The 20093-nt window shown below is 39.8% G+C and carries 16 protein-coding genes; 12 read left to right on the top strand and 4 right to left on the bottom strand.

Going from position 1 to position 20093, the window contains the following annotated elements:
- Nucleotides 1–207 precede the first annotated feature (207 nt).
- Entirely contained in the window at nucleotides 208–3024 is a 2817-nt protein-coding gene (carB, locus tag BFL47_RS14715; RefSeq protein WP_069660559.1) for a carbamoyl-phosphate synthase large subunit, read from the top strand.
- Nucleotides 3025–3537: 513 nt separating this feature from the next.
- Here the strand turns inward: carB and radA are convergent.
- From radA to BFL47_RS14695, 4 genes are all read right to left on the bottom strand, one after another.
- The gene (gene radA / locus BFL47_RS14710) at nucleotides 3538–4926 is read right to left on the bottom strand and encodes a DNA repair protein RadA (protein WP_069660558.1); all 1389 of its coding nucleotides are present in this window, start codon (nucleotides 4924–4926) and stop codon (nucleotides 3538–3540) included.
- 146 nt (nucleotides 4927–5072) lie between these two features.
- The gene (locus tag BFL47_RS14705; RefSeq protein WP_069660557.1) at nucleotides 5073–6623 is read right to left on the bottom strand and encodes an Rne/Rng family ribonuclease; all 1551 of its coding nucleotides are present in this window, start codon (nucleotides 6621–6623) and stop codon (nucleotides 5073–5075) included.
- A gap of 247 nt (nucleotides 6624–6870) precedes the next feature.
- Nucleotides 6871–7716 carry a tetratricopeptide repeat protein gene (locus tag BFL47_RS14700; protein ID WP_069660556.1) on the bottom strand — a complete coding sequence of 282 codons (846 nt, stop codon included), beginning with the start codon at nucleotides 7714–7716 and terminating at the stop codon, nucleotides 6871–6873.
- Nucleotides 7717–7726: 10 nt separating this feature from the next.
- Nucleotides 7727–8059, bottom strand: coding sequence for an HU family DNA-binding protein (locus tag BFL47_RS14695; protein WP_016195328.1), 333 nt, complete (start codon nucleotides 8057–8059; stop codon nucleotides 7727–7729).
- A 367-nt stretch (nucleotides 8060–8426) separates the two neighbouring features.
- Between BFL47_RS14695 and mutY the strand changes: the two genes are divergently transcribed.
- The 11 genes from mutY to argH all read left to right on the top strand — a co-directional run bounded on the left by mutY (nucleotide 8427) and on the right by argH (nucleotide 20078).
- Complete coding sequence (mutY, locus tag BFL47_RS14690; protein WP_069660555.1) at nucleotides 8427–9476, top strand: A/G-specific adenine glycosylase; 1050 nt, start codon at nucleotides 8427–8429, stop codon at nucleotides 9474–9476.
- A gap of 22 nt (nucleotides 9477–9498) precedes the next feature.
- Complete coding sequence (locus tag BFL47_RS14685) at nucleotides 9499–9933, top strand: single-stranded DNA-binding protein (protein ID WP_069660554.1); 435 nt, start codon at nucleotides 9499–9501, stop codon at nucleotides 9931–9933.
- Nucleotides 9934–10366: 433 nt separating this feature from the next.
- Nucleotides 10367–11050, top strand: coding sequence for a GNAT family N-acetyltransferase (locus BFL47_RS14680; protein ID WP_069660553.1), 684 nt, complete (start codon nucleotides 10367–10369; stop codon nucleotides 11048–11050).
- Between the two features lie 47 nt (nucleotides 11051–11097).
- Entirely contained in the window at nucleotides 11098–12294 is a 1197-nt protein-coding gene (locus tag BFL47_RS14675; RefSeq protein ID WP_069660552.1) for an argininosuccinate synthase, read from the top strand.
- 22 nt (nucleotides 12295–12316) lie between these two features.
- The gene (gene argC, locus BFL47_RS14670) at nucleotides 12317–13303 is read left to right on the top strand and encodes an N-acetyl-gamma-glutamyl-phosphate reductase (protein WP_069660551.1); all 987 of its coding nucleotides are present in this window, start codon (nucleotides 12317–12319) and stop codon (nucleotides 13301–13303) included.
- Between the two features lie 10 nt (nucleotides 13304–13313).
- Nucleotides 13314–14447: an aspartate aminotransferase family protein gene (locus tag BFL47_RS14665; protein ID WP_069660550.1), complete on the top strand. Its 1134-nt coding sequence runs from the start codon at nucleotides 13314–13316 to the stop codon at nucleotides 14445–14447.
- 35 nt (nucleotides 14448–14482) lie between these two features.
- Nucleotides 14483–15442 (top strand): Rossmann-fold NAD(P)-binding domain-containing protein, encoded by a 960-nt coding sequence (locus tag BFL47_RS14660; RefSeq protein ID WP_069660549.1) that lies wholly within the window; start codon nucleotides 14483–14485, stop codon nucleotides 15440–15442.
- Between the two features lie 8 nt (nucleotides 15443–15450).
- A complete protein-coding gene (gene argB / locus BFL47_RS14655; protein ID WP_069660548.1) occupies nucleotides 15451–16257 on the top strand; it encodes an acetylglutamate kinase in 807 nt (268 codons plus the stop codon).
- A 351-nt stretch (nucleotides 16258–16608) separates the two neighbouring features.
- Nucleotides 16609–17430, top strand: a complete 822-nt coding sequence (gene proC, locus BFL47_RS14650) for a pyrroline-5-carboxylate reductase (protein WP_069660547.1) — start codon at nucleotides 16609–16611, stop codon at nucleotides 17428–17430.
- 1 nt (nucleotide 17431) lies between these two features.
- Entirely contained in the window at nucleotides 17432–18493 is a 1062-nt protein-coding gene (locus BFL47_RS14645) for a M20 family metallo-hydrolase (protein ID WP_069660546.1), read from the top strand.
- A gap of 253 nt (nucleotides 18494–18746) precedes the next feature.
- Entirely contained in the window at nucleotides 18747–20078 is a 1332-nt protein-coding gene (gene argH / locus BFL47_RS14640; RefSeq protein WP_069660545.1) for an argininosuccinate lyase, read from the top strand.
- Nucleotides 20079–20093 lie beyond the last annotated feature (15 nt).

Here is a 20093-nt window from a genome sequence, read left to right as displayed (position 1 = left end):
GCCTGTTTTTCTTGTTAAAACTCTGTTGTATAGCCCTACAGAAAATGCCTCCTAAAAACTTTTCTAATTATAATTAGCAAAAGTACTAGAATTATGTACCTTTGCATCCCGACAATCAGGTCGGGATTTTCAATTAACAGCATAGGAAATCTCGCTGATTATGAAGTCTTAAAATTTTAATTTTAAACTTTTGACTTTTAACAACCTATGCCAAAAGATTCGTCCATTAAATCAGTCCTGATCATTGGTTCAGGACCCATTATTATCGGTCAGGCTTGCGAATTTGATTACGCCGGCTCGCAGGCTGCTTTATCTCTTAAAGATGAAGGGATAGCAGTATCCATTATTAATTCCAATCCGGCTACCATTATGACAGATAAAGTGATCGCTGATCATGTTTATCTGCTTCCTCTAACGTGCGAAAGCATTGAACAAATCCTTCAGGAACAAAAAATTGATGCTGTGCTGCCTACCATGGGTGGACAAACAGCCTTAAATCTTTGTAAAGAAGCTGAAGAGAGAGGTATCTGGGAAAAGTATCATGTAAGAGTGATTGGAGTAGATGTCGCTGCTATCGAAAAGACTGAAAACCGCGAAGCATTCCGCCAGCTGATGGTAGATATCCATGTGGGTGTTGCCCGATCTAAGATTGCCAATTCCTTCCTCGAAGGAAAAGAAGCAGCTCAGGAAATAGGTTTCCCCCTTGTTATCCGCCCTTCTTATACCCTTGGGGGTACCGGAGGAGGTATAGTCCATAAAAAAGAAGAGTTTGACGCAGCTTTAAGTCGCGGCCTGCAAGCTTCACCTACTCACGAAGTATTGGTAGAGCAGGCGGTACTGGGCTGGAAAGAATTTGAGCTTGAGTTGTTGCGGGACAATAAAGATAACGTGATCATCATCTGCTCGATCGAAAACTTCGATCCGATGGGCGTTCATACTGGTGATTCCATTACGGTGGCTCCAGCAATGACCCTCAGTGACCGTTGTTATCAGGATATGCGTAACCAGGCCATCAAAATGATGCGTGCTATCGGTAACTTTGCCGGAGGCTGTAATGTTCAGTTTTCTGTAAATCCTGCCGACGAATCGATTATTGCCATCGAAATTAACCCGCGTGTATCGCGTTCATCCGCTCTGGCATCAAAAGCAACGGGCTATCCGATAGCCAAAATCGCTGCTAAGCTCGCCATAGGTTATAACCTGGATGAAGTAGAAAATCAAATTACTAAAACCACTTCCGCTTATTTTGAGCCTACGCTCGATTATGTGATCGTGAAAATACCGAGATGGAACTTCGATAAGTTTAAAGGAGCAAACATGGAACTCGGCTTGCAGATGAAATCGGTAGGTGAAGTGATGGCAATTGGCCGTACTTTCATTGAAGCGCTTCAAAAAGCTGCACAGAGCCTTGAAATTGGCCGAGCTGGTATTGGTGCCGATGGGAGACAAACACGTAACCTCGACGAGATCATGTACGGCCTTGAGCATCCCAGCTGGAACAGGTTGTTCCTCATCAAAGATGCCATGAGTTTGGGTGTTCCTTTGGAATCTATCCGCAAGGCTACCCGTATCGATAAATGGTTCCTGATCCAGATTCAGGAATTAGTTAATCTGGAGATTGAAATCAAACGTTATTCACTGAATAATATACCAAAAGACTTTTTCCTTACCTTAAAGCAAAAAGGATATTCTGACATTCAGATCTCCTGGCTTCTTGGTAATGTAACCGAGGATGAGGTATATGACCGCAGAAAGGAACTGGGCATTAATAGGGTCTACAAAATGGTTGACACCTGTGCTGCTGAGTTCCAGGCCAAAACTCCTTATTACTATTCCACTTTCGAAGATGAAAATGAGTCCATTCCATCCGAAAAGAAAAAGATTATTGTATTAGGCTCCGGACCCAACCGTATTGGTCAGGGAATTGAGTTCGACTACTCTTGTGTTCATGGTCTGATAGCAGCTAAAGAAGCCGGTTATGAGTCAATCATGATCAATTGTAATCCCGAAACAGTATCTACCGATTTTAATATGGCTGATAAGCTGTATTTTGAGCCGGTATTCTGGGAGCACGTACGTGAGATCATTGAGCTTGAAAAACCTGAGGGTGTCATTGTTCAGCTAGGTGGTCAAACTGCCCTGAAAATGGCTGAAAAGCTTCATGCGCTAGGTATTAAGATCATCGGTACTTCTTTTGACAGCATGGATATTGCTGAAGACAGAGGTCGCTTCTCTGATTTGCTGAAAGAGCTTGACATCCCTTATCCCAGATATGGTGTGGCAGAAAATGCAGAAGAAGCTATTGAAGTAGCGCATCATGTCGGTTATCCTGTACTGGTTCGCCCGAGTTATGTGTTGGGTGGACAAGGTATGAGCATCGTTATCAATGATGAGGATCTGGAAAAGGCAGTAGTTAAACTATTAGGTGATTTGCCTGGAAACCGTGTATTGATTGATCATTTCCTTGACCGTGCTGAAGAAGCAGAATCTGATTCTATTTGCGATGGTGAGGATGTGCATATCATCGGTTTAATGGAACATATAGAGCCTGCCGGGATTCATTCCGGTGATTCCAATGCCATTCTTCCTCCTTTTAATTTATCTAAACACGTTACTGATTTAATGGAAGAATACACCATTAAACTAGCGAAGGCGATTGAGGTAAGAGGTTTGCTGAATATTCAGTTTGCTATAAAGGAGAATATTGTATATGTAATTGAAGCGAATCCAAGGGCATCCCGTACGGTTCCTTTCATTGCAAAAGCCTACGATGTGCCTTATATCAACATTGCCACAAAGATCATGCTTGGCGCGAATAAGTTGAAAGACTTTAAAATTGAGCGTAAATTGATTGGCTATGCGATTAAGGAACCTGTTTTCTCTTTCGATAAGTTCCCTGAAGTGGAAAAACAACTGGGACCTGAAATGAAGTCTACTGGTGAAGCGATCCGCTTCATTAAAGATCTGAACGATCCTTATTTTGTGAAATTATACAAAGAGAAATCAATGTATTTAAGTAAATAGAAAGTTTTGGACTTTTTCAATATGGAGAGGGTCTAATATTATTTTAAGTTATTGTAAAGCCTGGTCTCGTTTGAGCCAGGTTTTTTTGTTGGGATTTGATTTAATTTACGAGGTCAAGAGTTTTGATTTGACGAAAATGTGGTTTTGGTTTTGCACGGACCCAAAGAGCTTAGAAATACCTTTCTGATTAAGTCAAAAAGGTATGATCTTATATTCTGATTGTTATTAATTGTATAATGAATCTAGGTTGAATCCGTGTTAAGTCCATGTTTTTACGTGAATACATGGACTTAATACGGACTCAACACAGATTCAATTCAGTTTCAATAATAATCTATGTATAAGATGGTATAGTTTCAGCCGGATGCGAACCAACCTTATTGATGCAAAATTACCCTGATTCCTTACAATAAAAAAACAGGCTGTCTCTTTTGAAAGAGGCAACCTGTTTTCTTAAAAATGATCCGTTTTTAAATTTTATATTTTAGTATAAAAGCTTTTTTTACCTGTCTATTACCCAAAAAGCGAAGCAAAAACATCTTCTATTTTAGAGGATGTTTTGATCTCAATGGTGTACCTGGTACGGTCAATGCCTTTTAGATTGTATTTAGAGATGTAAATCTCTTCGAATCCTAGCTTTTGAGCTTCCGCTATGCGATGTTCAATGCGGTTTACAGCTCTTATTTCGCCTGATAATCCTACTTCGGCTGCAAAGCAGATCTTGGATGAAACGGATATATCTTCATGGGAAGATATAATGGCTACTATGATGCCCAGGTCAACAGCAGGGTCTTCGACCCGTAATCCACCGGCAATATTTAAAAACACATCTTTTGCACTTAAGCGGAAACCGCATCGTTTTTCGAGTACAGCCAGCAGCATATTCATTCTTTTGGTATCGAAACCGGTAGCAGAACGTTGGGGGGTGCCATATGCAGAGGCGCTTACGAGTGCTTGTGTTTCGATGAGCATGGGTCTAACGCCCTCTAACATTGCTGAAATGGTGATTCCGGTAAGTTCTTCATCGCGCTGTGAAAGCAAAATTTCAGAGGGGTTAGAGACTTCGCGTAAGCCTACGCCCTGCATTTCATAGATACCTAGCTCTGATGCAGAACCAAAGCGGTTCTTTACTGCCCGGAGGATTCGGTATACATGATGCCGATCGCCTTCAAATTGAAGTACTGTATCAACCATATGTTCCAGAATCTTTGGTCCGGCTATAGATCCGTCTTTTGTTATATGTCCAATCAGGAAAACTGGAGTCGCTGTTTCTTTAGCAAATCGCATCAATTCGGCAGCGCATTCGCGTACCTGAGATACGCTGCCGGGTGTAGAATCGATATGTGCCGAATGCAAGGTCTGGATAGAATCAATGATGATTAAATCGGGTTCAAGAATTTCTATTTGCTTGAATATATTCTGGGTAGAGGTTTCTGTAAGAATAAATACGCCGGTTCCATCTTTGGCAGGCTCTGCTTGAGATAGTCTTTCGGCCCTCATCTTGATCTGCTGTTCACTTTCTTCTCCTGAAACGTAGAGTATCTTTTTCCCTTTTAAATTAAGGGCTAGTTGCAGCATGAGTGTGGATTTCCCAATGCCTGGTTCTCCTCCAATCAGTACTAATGAACCAGGAACAATGCCGCCACCCAATACCCGGTTAAATTCATGGTCAGGTGTCGCTAAACGGCTCTCTTCTGTATAAGCTATTTCGTGTATAGCAGATGGTTTTGCCACTTTGGATGTGCCCCCAGGGCCTTTCCACTCGGGTACAGCACTGCTGGGTTTTTGAATAATTTCTTCTACAAAAGTGTTCCATTGATTGCAGGAAGGGCATTTGCCAAGCCATTTTACTGATTCGTAACCACAGCTTTGACAGAAATATGCTGATTTAATTTTAGCCAATTTTATTTTCTTTGGATTCTGTACGAAAATACAACATGATCAGATAAAAAGATCAATTATTATGATGTGATGGGATAAAGGCGGATGGCAACAAAAAAAAGGTCCCGGCTAAGGGTATGATAACCTGCCTGGACCTTTTTCTACTATTATAACTTAATTTCTTCCTCTTTAGAATTCGTGAAATGGAATTCTGTCAGATAGTAGGAAGGAGAAGATTTAACTGAAATCCACTTCCCGTAAGTAAAGAACCACTTCCACTGACGGGTAATGAATCCTTTTTTGATGTATGCTGCAATGTACGGGTGCACAGAGAGGGATACACTTTTTTCATTCTGCTCATTTAAGATATAGTTCAGATTGTTTTCAATGTCATCCATCAATACAATACTGGCCTTAATCTCTCCGGTACCTCCGCATGCAGGGCATTTCTCGTTCGTTACAATGTTCATCTCCGGACGTACACGTTGTCTGGTTATTTGTACCAGTCCAAACTTACTAGGTGGGAGAATCGTATGTTTTGCACGATCAAGTGCCATTTGCTGCTTCAGGTAATCAAAAAGATCTTTCCTGTTATTTGGCTTGTGCATGTCTATAAAATCGACTACCACAATACCCCCCATATCTCTCAGTCGCAATTGTCGGGCGATCTCTTTGGCAGCTTCCTTATTGACCATGAAAGCATTTTCTTCCTGGTTTTCCGGACTTGCTGTTCTGTTTCCGCTATTGACATCAATGACATGTAATGCTTCTGTATGCTCAACCACAAGGTATGCGCCTCCGGGAAGGTTAACAGTTCGTCCAAAGGTCGATTTGATCTGCTTTTCTACTCCAAAGTGTTCAAAAATGGACTCTTTGTGTTTGTAAAGCTTTACAATTTTCTCCAACTCTGGCGAAATGTCTTTTACATACATGCGGATTTCTTCATAAATAACCGTGTCGTTAACATGGATATTAGTGAAGTCAGCATTTAAAAGATCACGCAGGATAGTGGACGTTCTGCCCATTTCTCCCAGTATTTTCTTTGAAGGCTCTGTAGCTTCCAGCCTTGTATTGATCAGTTCCCAACGGGAGATCAGATCTAACAGGTCTTTTTGCAATTCAGCTACACCTTTTCCTTCGGATACGGTACGTATTATTACCCCAAAGTTCTTAGGTTTTATACTTTCAACAATCTTTTTTAGTCTGGTTCTTTCGGTATTACTTTTTATCTTTTTAGAGATAGAAATGGACTCCGAGAAGGGTACCAGAACTACAAATCTTCCTGCAATAGAAAGATCAGAACTCAAACGTGGGCCTTTAGTTGAAATAGGTTCTTTAGCAATCTGTACGGGCAATAACATATTGCGGTTCAGTACTTCAGAAATTTTACCGGATTTATTGATATCCTCTTCCAGCTTAAAATTATTCAGCAATTTTTCTTTATAACTGCCGTTCTTTACGATCTTCGTCAGCTTTACTAGTGACTGTACCTGAGGCCCCAGGTCAAGATAATGCAAAAAAGCGTCCTTCTCATAACCAACATCAACAAAGGCGGCATTTAGCCCGGGCATGATTTTTTTAACCCTCCCAAGGTAAATGTCTCCTACTGCATAATTGTTGTTAATGTGTTCTGTGTGAAGTTCTACGAGTTGCTTATCTTGCAGTAAAGCTATAGTTACCCCATTAGGGGCCGAATTTATTATTAATTCCTTTACCAAGCTACCTCTTTTAGTGCCGGCTTATTGAGCCGACAATGTATGACACAAGAATTGATTCATAACACAAGAACCTCCATTCGCGTAAGCGTGGAGGTCTTTTGAACTAAATATATTAGTTAGACTACTTTTTCTTGTGTCTGTTCTTTCTTAAACGTTTTTTACGTTTGTGGGTAGCCATTTTATGTCTCTTTCTTTTCTTACCGCTTGGCATAGTTTTTTAGTTTAAAATGTTTTTATTGTTAATTAATTACTTTTTTAAGGTTTGAATACGTTGGTCTATGTACGTGCTGAAACCGGGATCAGCAGCAAGAGTCTTGCTTGTTTCGTAGGCCTGTATGGCTTCCTTTTTTTGTCCCAGGTTTTCATAACATGTGGCCAAATAAAACCAGGCATCGGGAAGTTGTTGTTTTTCCAAAACGTTCTTAAATCGAATGACACCTTTATCGAACTGGCCCGATTTGATCGAGAACAAGCCGAGGTTTAAATTCGCTTTCACGTTTTTAGGATCTTCCTTAACCACTTCCAACAAGAGGGTAATACCTTTCATTGGTTCAGGGGTGCCACTTACATAAGCTACACCTAATCCTGTTTTAGCATCCAAGCTTTTTGGATTTAAATCCAATGCTTTCTGGTAGGAAACAAGTGCTTTAGCAACCAATGCAGGTTGAATTAAGGTATCTTTCGTTGAGCTATAAGCGCTGGAAAATAAATCACCAGTTTTAAGCCATGCGGAAAGCGTGTTTTCCTTTTCAGCAATTTGTTCATTGTAAAAAGCACTCGGAGCGGGTTGATTCACATCATCCCATTTTTGAGCAATTTGTTTAAGAAGGCTAAACCTCTCTGGCTCTCCGGCAGATTTGATGGAGGATTCCAGAGAAGATATCTGATCTGATAAGTTCGCATTTAGTGCTTGCTTAGCCGTTGTTGAAACACTTTCGACACTTACCATTGGAAGTTGAGACGCTTTTTCGGCTGCCTCGCCAGAATGTTGTCCTTCCTCTCCTTTTTTAAGCCCCTTAATGTTTAATGAAAGCAAAAGCCCCATTAATACCACTACTAAACCAATTACAGCTATCTGCTTTCCTTTTATCATTCTTCAGAAATTATGCTTCTGCTGCTGATTTTGCTTCTTCAGCTGCTGCTGCCAATTTGGTTACATTACCGTTTTTTACTTTTTCAACAAATACTTTTGCTGGTTTAAAGCTTGGTACATAATGCTCAGGAATAATGATCGCTGTGTTTTTTGAAATGTTACGTGCTGTCTTTGTTGCTCTCTTTTTCACAACAAAGCTCCCAAAGCCTCTTACATACACATTCTCTCCATTCACCATAGAGTTTTTAATTACTTTAAAAAATGCTTCTACCGCTTCCTGCACGTCTAGCTTTTCGATTCCTGTTTTGGTGGATATCTCTGCGATAATTTCTGCTTTAGTCATATCTTATTATGTTAACTTTTTACGTAAACTCTTAATTGTTTTGGGGTTGCAAAAGTATTAGTTTAATTCGTAATCATAAAATAAAAACAATTATTTTTCTTTTAACTTCTAAAATGTCAGATAGATACCACGAATAAATAGTGTTTTTATTTTGCTTATTTAGGTTAAATAGTCTGTATATCTGTGTTATGTGCACTTTTGAGCACTTTATATTGCTGCAAATGTGATATTTGTATTTTTATTGTTATGTCTTTCAAAATTCTAAATATCTTGCTATTGTCGGTGAGATAATGCAAATTTAGATTGATTGGACGTCAGATTCCTGATGTCTCATTTTAAGTTTGATACTTTTTATCACCTTTGCGTGATGCAATTTATCGATGAAATAATGGGGTGGTATCAGCAGAATAAAAGGGATCTTCCATGGCGAAATACCAGTGATCCTTATGTGATCTGGCTCTCTGAAATCATCCTTCAACAAACGCGTGTAGAGCAGGGCATGCCCTATTTTAATCGCTTTCTGGAGAAATATCCTGCGGTTTCTGACTTTGCTAGTGCTGCAGAAAATGACATTTTGAATCTTTGGCAGGGGTTAGGTTATTATTCCAGAGGAAGAAATATGCATGCCACGGCAAAGTTCGTAATGGAAAACTATCAGGGGATTTTTCCTACCCGGTATGATGATTTGATTCTGCTTAAGGGCATCGGGGAATATACCGCTGCTGCCATATCTTCTTTTTCTGTCAATGAGCCCAGAGCGGTTGTTGATGGTAATGTTTTCAGACTCCTTTCTCGTTATTTTGGCATCAAAGAGGTGATAAACAGTCCCAAGGGCAAGAAAATATTTACCCAACTGGCCAATGAGGTCATGAATAAAGAACAACCTGGGTTAAGTAACCAGGCAATGATGGAATTTGGTTCTCTTGTTTGTAAACCCAAAGCTCCTGATTGTGTAATTTGTCCAGTTAATCAGGATTGTTATGCCTTGAAACAAGGTGAAATTGGAAATCTTCCTGTAAAAAAGAAAGGGGGCATTTCACGCTCCAGGTACTTTAATTATGTGGTTGTTTTGAAGGATAACGCGGTGCTGATGAATAAAAGAGGACCTAAGGATATCTGGGAGAATCTATACGATTTTCCTTTGTTTGAAACGGATACTGCTCTTGATGCTAATGCTGTTTTGGCCTTGCCCGAATTTGTAGAAATCTTTGGTGCAGAGGTCAGGATCGAATCAGTACATCGCTCGGCAAAACATCTCCTGAGCCATCAAACTATATATGCTCAATTTATTGTTATTCAATATTTTAACTTAGCACCAGTACAAAAAGTAAACTGGTCGTATATTCGTTTTGAGGATTTAGAAAAGATAGCTCAGCCAAAAATAATTTTCTCCTTTCTAAGAAACTTAGTACCTTGAATGACTAATAAAAAATTAAATTATGGCAGGAGTAAATAAAGTAATATTGGTTGGACATCTGGGTAAAGACCCTGAAGTCCGGCATTTAGAAAATGGGACAAGTGTGGCTAGTTTTACCTTAGCAACCTCGGAAAATTATACTAGAGATGGTAAGAAAGTAGAACAAACCGAGTGGCATAATATTGTCGTTTGGAGAGGTTTAGCGGATGTAGCTGAAAAATACCTGAAGAAGGGTGAATTGGTTTATGTGGAAGGTAAACTTAGAACCCGCTCTTATGATGATAAGAACGGAGTAAAGCGCTACCAGACAGAAGTTGTAGCGGATAATTTTACTATGCTGGGTAAAAAGAGTCCGGGAGATGAACAATCTCATAGTGAAGAACAGAAAAATACCGCTAATCATCAGGAACCAACAGTAGATTATTCGAATGATCCGGGGGATGATTTGCCCTTCTAAAAGAAGAAAAAAAGGGTAGAAATAAAAGAATCTGCCCTTTTTGTTCAAATACTTGAACCCACATTTCGTTGTTTATTGGCTTGCAGATGAATAAAAACGTAAATGATTAGGTAATACTAAAATTAAAATCAATAATTTTGTATAGTAATTTTAAGTTTTACCATTTAGTAAGTCATATAGAAATGAACAATTCTCTTTTTAACATTACTACGGCATCCCCAGCTTTGATTGGGTATGTTACTGTTGTGATAGGTGAAAAGAATATCAATGCAAAGTTGGTGTTCAGACACCGACGACCCTTTTTGACTAGGGTTTGAAAACTAATATGAATTCCCCCTCTATAGATTCTGCATCCCGCAGAATTCAATTAACAATTTTTCTGAAAAACTAAAGACGTCATAGTCTTCCTCCGTGAAGAGCGGATTTTCATAAAATGAACGAAAAAGATTTCTCTGTAATAGTAGCTTCTGAATTGCATACCAGTTATGCAGAGCAGATATGTGATGAAATGGCAGAATCCGCGAAAGCTCGTGGAACCGGAATAGCACGTAGAAGTCCAGAATACGTGGCCAATAAAATGCGCGAAGGAAAGGCTGTCATCGCAATTCATCAGGATGGTACATGGGCTGGGTTTTGTTATATCGAAACCTGGGGGCATGAAGGATTTGTGGCCAACTCAGGTTTGATTGTCAATCCCCCTTACCGTAAGTGTGGCTTAGCTAAAGCCATAAAGAATAGAATATTTAAACTTTCAAGGGAAAAATACCCTGATTCTAAGATTTTTGGTTTGACTACTGGTCTTGCCGTAATGAAAATTAACTCAGAACTTGGGTATGAACCGGTAACTTATTCCGAACTTACACAAGATGAGAAATTTTGGAGTGGCTGCAAGAGTTGTGTGAATTTTGATATTCTGACCATGAAGGAAAGAAAGAATTGTCTGTGTACAGCAATGCTTTATGATCCTGTGGAAAAAATGAAGGAGCTTGAAGAAAAGCAAAGGTTGCAGGATGAAAAGCTAAGTAAGGTAACCCGAAAGTCGTCGTTATTTGAACGTATAGAAGAAAAACTAAAGGGATCGGCAAAAATGCTGTATACCGCTGTCCTTCATTCTTAACGTATTGGGTGTCATCTGCAGACATCATGATTATATAACTTATTGAAATGAAAAAGAAAGTTGTTTTAGCCTTTAGTGGTGGATTAGATACTTCATACTGTGCTATTTATTTATCCCGCGATCTTGACCTTGAAGTGCATTCGGTAATTGTAAACACCGGAGGTTTTAGCAAGGAAGAACTGGAACTAATTGAAAAAAAGGCGTATGCTCTAGGTGTGACTTCTCATCATGCAGTAGATGCTGTTGAGGGCTATTATAACAGTTCATTGCGCTATTTAATTTATGGTAATGTATTAAAAAACAACACCTATCCACTTTCTGTAAGTGCTGAAAGGGTTACGCAGGCCACTGCTATAGCAAATTATGCAAAGGATATTCATGCAGACTTTGTCGCTCATGGAAGTACAGGTGCCGGTAATGATCAGGTTCGGTTTGATATGATCTTCAATATCCTGATTCCAGGTGTAGGTATTATTACACCAATTCGTGACTTGAAGTTAAGCCGTGATGAGGAAATTGATTATTTGCATCGTCATGGCGTAGAGATCAATGCGGAAAAGGCTAAATATTCAATTAATAAAGGAATTTGGGGAACGTCTGTAGGGGGTAAAGAAACCTTAACATCTAACGGTATGTTGCCCGAAGAAGCATGGCCAACTCAGGTTACAAAAACAGATGCAGAGAATCTGGAACTTGAATTTGCTAAGGGTGAGCTTACGTCTGTTAATGGCGTACATTATGATCATCCGGTGCAGGCCATTCAGGCTTTACAGGTTATTACGGCTCCATTTGGAATAGGCCGTGATATACATGTTGGAGATACAATCATTGGAATTAAAGGACGTGTTGGTTTTGAAGCAGCCGCTCCAATGGTTATTATCAAAGCACACCATGCGCTGGAAAAACATACTTTAACCAAGTGGCAGTTAAGCTGGAAAGATCAGTTGTCTATGTTTTATGGCAACTGGATGCATGAAGGCCAGTTTCATGACCCTGTTATGCGTGATATTGAAGCTTACCTGAGTAACTCACAAAAGACGGTTAACGGAAAAGTGTTTATTCAATTATTTCCCTATCGTTTTGTTGTACTGGGAATTGAATCGGATAATGATTTAATGAGTAGTAAGTTCGGTAGCTATGGTGAAATGAATGAAGGATATACCGGAGATGACGTAAAGGGATTCTCTAAAATATTTGGTAACCAGGTATCGATCTGGCATAAAGTAAACGCCTCCAAATCTTGATTGGCAAGTTTAAGATAGAAGAATGAAGAAAATTAAAGCCGGAATTGTCGGTGGTGCCGGCTATACAGGGGGAGAACTTCTCCGTTTACTGGTCAATCATCCCCAAGTGGAAATCACTTTCGTACATAGCAATAGTAATGCAGGAAACCTTATTTCAGATGTTCATACTGATCTTACAGGCGATACTGACCTGGTGTTTACTCAGACCCTTTCACAGGACATTGATGTTCTTTTTCTGTGTGTTGGTCACGGTGATTCAAGGAAGTTTCTGGAGAGCCATGAGATAGACAATAAGATTCATTTGATTGATTTAAGTCAGGATTTTAGGCTAAGCAACAATACGACTTACAAAGGAAGTGATTTTGTTTACGGACTCCCTGAACTACAACGGGATGCCATAAAAAAGGCGCGGCATATTGCTAATCCGGGATGTTTCGCTACTTGTATTCAGCTGGCTTTGCTGCCTTTAGCTGCTGCAGGTGTTTTAACAGATGAGGTGCATATTTCGGCTACTACAGGGTCTACAGGTGCGGGTCAGAGCTTGAGTCAGACTACCCATTTCAGCTGGAGGAACAATAATTCGTCTGTTTATAAAGCATTCGAACATCAGCATTTGAATGAAATTACTCAATCGCTTCATCAGGCAGGATCATCACTGAACAAAGATCAACTTAACTTTATTCCTTATCGGGGCGATTTTTCAAGAGGAATCATTGCGTCGGTATATACAAAATCCTCTTTAACGCAAGAAGAGGCCGTTACGCTTTATGAGGCGTACTACAAAGAGCATCCCTTTACACACTTGATGAGAAAGAATATTGATTTGAAACAGGTGGTCAATACCAATAAATGTTTTTTATATGTGGAGAAACACGGTGATAAGTTATTGATTGTGAGTATTATTGATAATCTGTTAAAGGGAGCGTCGGGACAGGCAGTTCAAAACATGAATCTTATTTTCGGTCTGGAAGAACAGACCGGATTGAAGTTAAAAGCAACAGCTTTTTAAATATTAGGAGATGAAATTATTTGATGTATATCCATTAAACCCCATTGAAATTGTAAAAGGCAAAGGAAGCCTGGTATGGGACAATAATGGGCAAGAGTATCTTGACCTTTATGGTGGTCATGCGGTTATATCAATTGGCCATACGCATCCGCATTACGTAGAACGACTTACTGATCAGCTGAATAAAATTGGCTTTTATTCTAATTCTATCCGTATCAGAGGACAGGAAGAGTTAGCGGAAAAGCTTGGTCATGTATCAGGAAAAGTTGATTATCAACTTTTTTTATGTAACTCAGGAGCGGAAGCAAATGAAAATGCTTTAAAGCTGGCTTCATTTTATAATGGCAGGAAAAAGGTTATTGTCTTTAAAGGAGCTTTTCATGGGCGGACTTCATTAGCGGTATCGTGTACAGATAATCCGAAGATCATCGCACCGGTGAATGAAACAGATCATGTGGTATTTTTGAAGCATAATGATCTGGAAGCACTGCAGGATGCTTTTAATGCCTATGGAAATGAGATCTGTGCCGTATTGATAGAAGGTATTCAGGGAGTAGGAGGAATTAAACCTGCCAGCACTGAATTCTTGCAATTAATTCGTTCTTTATGCGATGAGTATAATGCGGTGTATATTGCTGATTCCGTACAATGCGGTTATGGCCGGTCAGGTAAATTTTACTCTCATGATTATGCAGAAGTAGATGCGGATGTATATACGATGGCTAAGGGTATGGGAAATGGTTTTCCGGTAGCGGGTATATCTATTGCGCCTAAGTTTAAACCATGGCACGGCATGCTGGGGACTACTTTTGGTGGTAATCATCTGGCCTGTGCTACGGCACTATCTGTTCTTGAAGTTATTGAGCAGGATCATCTCATGGAAAACGCCTCTTCAATAGGGGGGTATCTTACTACTGAGTTAAATAAATTCAAGCAGGTAAGAGAAGTAAGAGGACGGGGTTTAATGATCGGCATCGATCTTCCTGAAGAGCTGTCGCATGTTAAGAAAGATTTACTATTTAAACATCATATTTTTACAGGCGAGGCTAAACCTAATGTAATCCGGTTACTGCCTGCTCTGAATTTGACTAAGGCTCATGCGGATCGTTTCCTTGAAGCATTTGGTCGGATATTAAACGCTTAATTATTTAATTTGCTGAAGGCAATTACTATTTAAAAATGAAATTATTTACTTCCGTTCATGATGTTCCCAATGTAAATGAGCTTGTTGAAGAAGCTCTTTCTTTAAAAACTGACCCTTATGCGCTGCAACATCTTGGAAAGAATAAGACTTTAGGGCTTATCTTTTTAAATCCTAGTCTGCGTACCCGTTTAAGTACTCAAAAAGCGGCTATGAACCTGGGGATGAATGTGATGGTGATGAACATGGATAAGGAAGGCTGGGCATTGGAAACCAGGGACGGGGTAATCATGAATGGTACTACAGTGGAACATATTCGGGAAGCTGCAGCCGTGATTGGTGAGTATTGCGATATCATGGGCCTCCGTTCTTTCCCCAGTTTAAAGGACAGGGAAGCGGATTATAGCGAAGATATCTTCAATAAGTTTATAAAATACAGCAACATTCCTGTAGTAAGTCTGGAAAGTGCTACCCGTCATCCCCTTCAGAGTTTTGCTGACCTGATCACTATTCAGGAATATAAAAAGTCAGTGCGGCCTAAGGTGGTATTATCCTGGGCTCCTCATATTAAACCTTTGCCTCAATCAGTGCCTAATTCGTTTGCCGAATGGATGTGTCGTGCTGAAGCAGAAGGAATGATAGACTTTGTCATTACGCATCCCAAGGGATATGAACTGGCCGAAGAGTTTACTCCCAATACTACAATTGTTTACGATCAGGATGAAGCATTGAAAGATGCAGACTTTATATATGTAAAGAACTGGTCCAGCTACCAGGATTATGGTAAGATCTTACCAGGTGGTGAGGGATGGATGTTAGACCTGGAGCGCCTTAAAATAACCAATCAAGCTAAAGTGATGCATTGTTTGCCGGTAAGAAGAGATTTAGAACTTTCATCAGAAATTCTGGATAGCGCTGAATCTTTGGTGATCAAGGAAGCGGGAAACCGCTTATGGGCAGCACAAACGGTATTAAAGAACCTTCTAACCTCTTTGTAAATCGGCTAATGGATTCAAAAAAAGAATTATCAACCTTATATGTCATAAAGATAGGAGGCAATGTAATTGACAACTCCGAGAACCTGCACAATTTTCTGAAAGACTTCTCTGCTTTAAAGGGGTATAAGATTCTGGTTCATGGTGGAGGGAAAATTGCAACCGACCTTTCGCATAGCATGGGCATTGAGCCTAAACTGGTGGATGGCAGAAGAATAACAGATATTGAGACCCTACGGGTGGTGACGATGGTTTATGCCGGACTGATCAATAAAAACGTAGTTGCACAACTTCAACGCTACGAATGCAACGCAATAGGACTAACAGGAGCGGATGCAAATCTAATTAAAGCAACAAAAAGACCTGTAAAAGATATTGACTATGGTTTTGTAGGCGATTTATCTGATACCTCAGTTGATCAGGAAAAGTTAAGTACCTTACTGCAATCAGGGATTGTCCCTGTCTTTTCTGCCATTACACATGATGGAGAAGGTCAGTTGCTAAATACAAATGCAGATACAATTGCTTCAGCGTTGGCTGTAGCACTTTCCTCTTTATATGATGTGAGTTTGGTTTACTGTTTTGAGAAAAAGGGTGTACTTTTAGATGTAGATGATGATCATTCGGTTTTAAGAGAGGTTAATAGAGCTGAATTCAAAAGACTTAAAGAAGATAATGTCATTGCCGGGGGCATGTTGCCTAAGCTCCATAATGCTTTTCAAGCCATTGAGAACGGGGTGACTGAGGTTTATATCGGAAAATCGGATGAACTTCAACTGCTTGGCAAGGAGTTATTTGGCACAAGGTTATTTGCCTAAATAGCTAAAATAGAGATGAAAAAGAAAAGTTTGATTGCCTTTAAAATAATTAAACAATGAAAATAATTTAGCAGGTAAAACTGCATAGAAAAGCATTAATATTTGTACTACTTAATTAGGTACCAAGCAATTAAAACTGCTCAGAAAGGTATCAAGATTATAAAAAGTAATTCAATGTACTTGATGCTATTTAAACTACTTAGAAAAGCTTCAATATTTGAGCAGCTTTAATGCTTTTCAAGCAATTAAAGCTGCTTAGATAAGAGCCAAGATTAAAAGTATAATTCAAAAAAAACTAAGCAATTAAAACTACTTAGAAAGTACTCGAAATTATAAAAATACGACAGTCTGATGAAAAATATACATGGAAACATTGCGATACTAGGAAGTGGAAATATAGGTCTTTCACTTGCTTATGGCTTAGTGAAAGCAGATTACCAGGATGCAGCATCTATATTATTAACCAGACGGAATGTAACTAACCTCACCGAGCAGGCACAAATGGGTTATCAGGTCTCGGCTAATAATCCTGAGACGGTTCAGAATGCCTCAATCGTGATTCTGGCAGTTCTGCCTCAGCAACTGGATGGCCTATTACATGAAATTCAACCTGTCATTGATGCAAGTAAACACCTTGTAATTTCTGTAATCTCAGGAGTTAGCTGTAAGGATATTAAATCAAAATTAGGTCAGGATGTACAGGTAGTACGGGTTATGCCCAATACAGCCATTTCAATTGGACAATCCATGACTTGTATTGCTTCGGACAATGCTTCAGCAGAGCAGGTTGCATTAGTGCAGAGCATGTTTGAAACGGTTGGTTCTGTAGTCGTTATTAATGAAGAATTGATGACTTCAGCCACTGCATTGTGTGCTTGTGGTATTGCTTTCTTTTTGCGGGCGATAAGGGCAGCATCACAAGGCGGAGTAGAGATTGGGTTTCATGCTGATGTAGCATTGAAGATGGCGGTTCAGACAGCCAAGGGTGCTGCTGATTTGTTATTACAACATCACAGTCATCCTGAACAGGAAATTGATAAGGTAACCTCTCCGAAGGGATGTACCATAGCCGGATTGAATGAAATGGAACACCAGGGATTTAGTTCCTCACTGATCAAGGGAATAAAACTTTCCGCAGTTAAAGCCGGAGAACTATATATTGAAAGTAAGTAAGATGATTGATCAACTTGCGGCTGAAAGTTTAAGCTTACTCCAAGCGCTGATTGCAATCCCCTCTTTAAGCAAAGCGGAAGATGGTACAGCAGCGCTGCTTGAAAGCTTTTTTTCATCGCATGGAATTCCTTTTAAGCGAAAGGTGAACAATATCTGGACCTATAGCCTATACTTCGATCCTTTAAAGCCTACCATACTACTTAATTCACATCATGACACGGTGAAGCCTAATATGGGCTATACCAGGGATCCTTTTTCTCCGGATGTTGAAGATGGGAAATTATATGGATTAGGAAGTAATGATGCCGGAGGGGCATTAGTTTCATTAATCGCCGTATTCAGGCATTTTTATGCGGAGACTGGCTTGCGTTATAACCTTTGTCTGGCTGCAACTGCAGAGGAAGAGATTTCGGGACTTAACGGAATTGAATTGATTATCCCTGATTTAGGTAAGCTTGATTTTGCTCTGGTTGGAGAGCCAACGAAGATGCATCTGGCTATTGCCGAAAAGGGTTTAATGGTGCTGGATTGTACAGCAACTGGTAAAGCAGGACACGCAGCAAGAGAAGAGGGCGATAATGCAATTTATAAGGCGCTTAAAGATATTGAATGGTTTCGAAGCTTTCGCTTCCCTTTAGAGTCGGATGTTTTTGGTCCGGTTAAGATGTCGGTAACAATCATAAATTCAGGTTCTCAGCATAATGTGGTACCTGCAACATGTACCTTTACTGTTGATGTGCGGGTTACAGATGTTTATTCAATGGAAGAGGTACTGGAAATCATCAAATCTCATGTTTCTTGTACAGTCAAACCTCGCTCCCTACGACTTAAACCTTCATCAATCGATAAAAGCCACCCCATTGTACAGGCAGGTATACATCTTGGCAGAGAGACTTACGGGTCCCCTACAACGAGTGATCAGGCATTACTAGGCATTCCATCCCTTAAGATAGGACCGGGTGATTCTGGACGCTCTCACATGGCAGACGAGTATATTTATACCGATGAGATTAATGAAGGGATTTTACTATACATTGCCTTACTAAACAAAATAATACGCTAGATAGGAATTGGTACAATAGGTGATCAAAACAAATAGTATCCAAGAAAGGGAATTTTAAATTTCATTGCCTTACTAAATGAAATACATATAATGGTTTACCTGATCAATACGATACTAAAGGGAGAATAGGGTTACCAAGGATTGGTAATGAGTGATTGGGACGATAGGTAAGAATTGTTAAATTGCGGTATTAAATACAATAATATCCTAAGAAAGAATTTTAATATACATTAAGAACAAAATAATAGACTAGATGAAGCTTTGGCAGAAAGATAAAGAAGTGTCCGGATCGGTAGAAAAGTTTACGGTAGGCAAGGACCGTGAACTGGATCAATTCCTGGCAGAGGCTGATGTGCTGGGTTCACTGGCGCATACCAGAATGCTTGAAAGTATTGGCCTCCTTAACAAAGAAGACCTGGATGCTGTTCAAAAAGGACTTAAAGTGATCTATCAGGATATTCAGGACGGCAATTTTACTATCGAAGAAGGCGTTGAAGATGTGCATTCGCAGGTAGAGTTACAGCTTACTAAACACATTGGTGATGCCGGCAAGAAAATTCATAGCGGACGTTCAAGGAATGACCAGGTGTTAGTGGATCTAAAGCTCTATTTTCGTTCTGAAATTAGAAATATGGTAGAGAATACCACTCTTCTATTCAACCTGCTGATCGAATTAAGCGAAACCCATAAAGAAAAACTCTTACCAGGATATACACACCTTCAAATCGCTATGCCCTCTTCTTTCGGCTTATGGTTTGGTGCCTACGCAGAAAGTCTGGCCGACGATATGGAGCTCATGCTTGCTGCCTGGAAAATCTGCAATAAAAACCCTTTAGGCTCTGCTGCAGGATATGGATCTTCCTTCCCGTTGAACCGTACAATGACAACAGAACTCTTAGGATTTGATTCCATGAACTACAATGTTGTTTATGCGCAGATGGGGAGAGGTAAAACAGAACGGATTCTCGCTCAGGCGATGTCTTCCATTGCTGCCACACTGGCTAAACTGGCCATGGATGTTTGCCTGTTTATCAATCAGAATTTCGGCTTTATTAAATTCCCGGATGAACTGACTACAGGATCGAGCATTATGCCTCATAAAAAAAATCCTGACGTATTTGAACTGATTCGTTCCCGTTGTAATAAGATTCAGGCGATGCCTAACGAAATTGCAATGATGACGACTAACTTGCCTTCAGGTTACCATCGCGACCTTCAGTTGTTGAAGGAAAGCCTTTTCCCTGCTTTCATTTCATTGAATGAATGTCTGGAAATGACCGCTTTCATGTTGAAGCATATCACCATTAAAGCTGATATTCTGGATGACCCAAAATATGCTTACCTTTTCAGCGTTGATGCCGTGAATGAGGAAGTTCTAAATGGATTGCCTTTCCGGGAAGCATATAAAAAAGTGGGTTTAGCAATTGAAAGTGGTAATTTTAAAGCCCCGGCATCCGTTAAACATGTCCACGAGGGAAGCATTGGCAATTTATGTAATCAGGAAATTGCAGATTCCTTTCATGCTATTGTAGCAAATTTTAACTTTACAAAAGTAGAAGCGGCCGTTAAAGCCCTTGTATCTTAACCAAATAGATTATTC

This window comes from Arcticibacter eurypsychrophilus, assembly GCF_001730525.1.
GTDB classification, from domain to species: domain Bacteria; phylum Bacteroidota; class Bacteroidia; order Sphingobacteriales; family Sphingobacteriaceae; genus Arcticibacter; species Arcticibacter eurypsychrophilus.
This window is presented reverse-complemented; position numbering and strand designations above follow the sequence as displayed.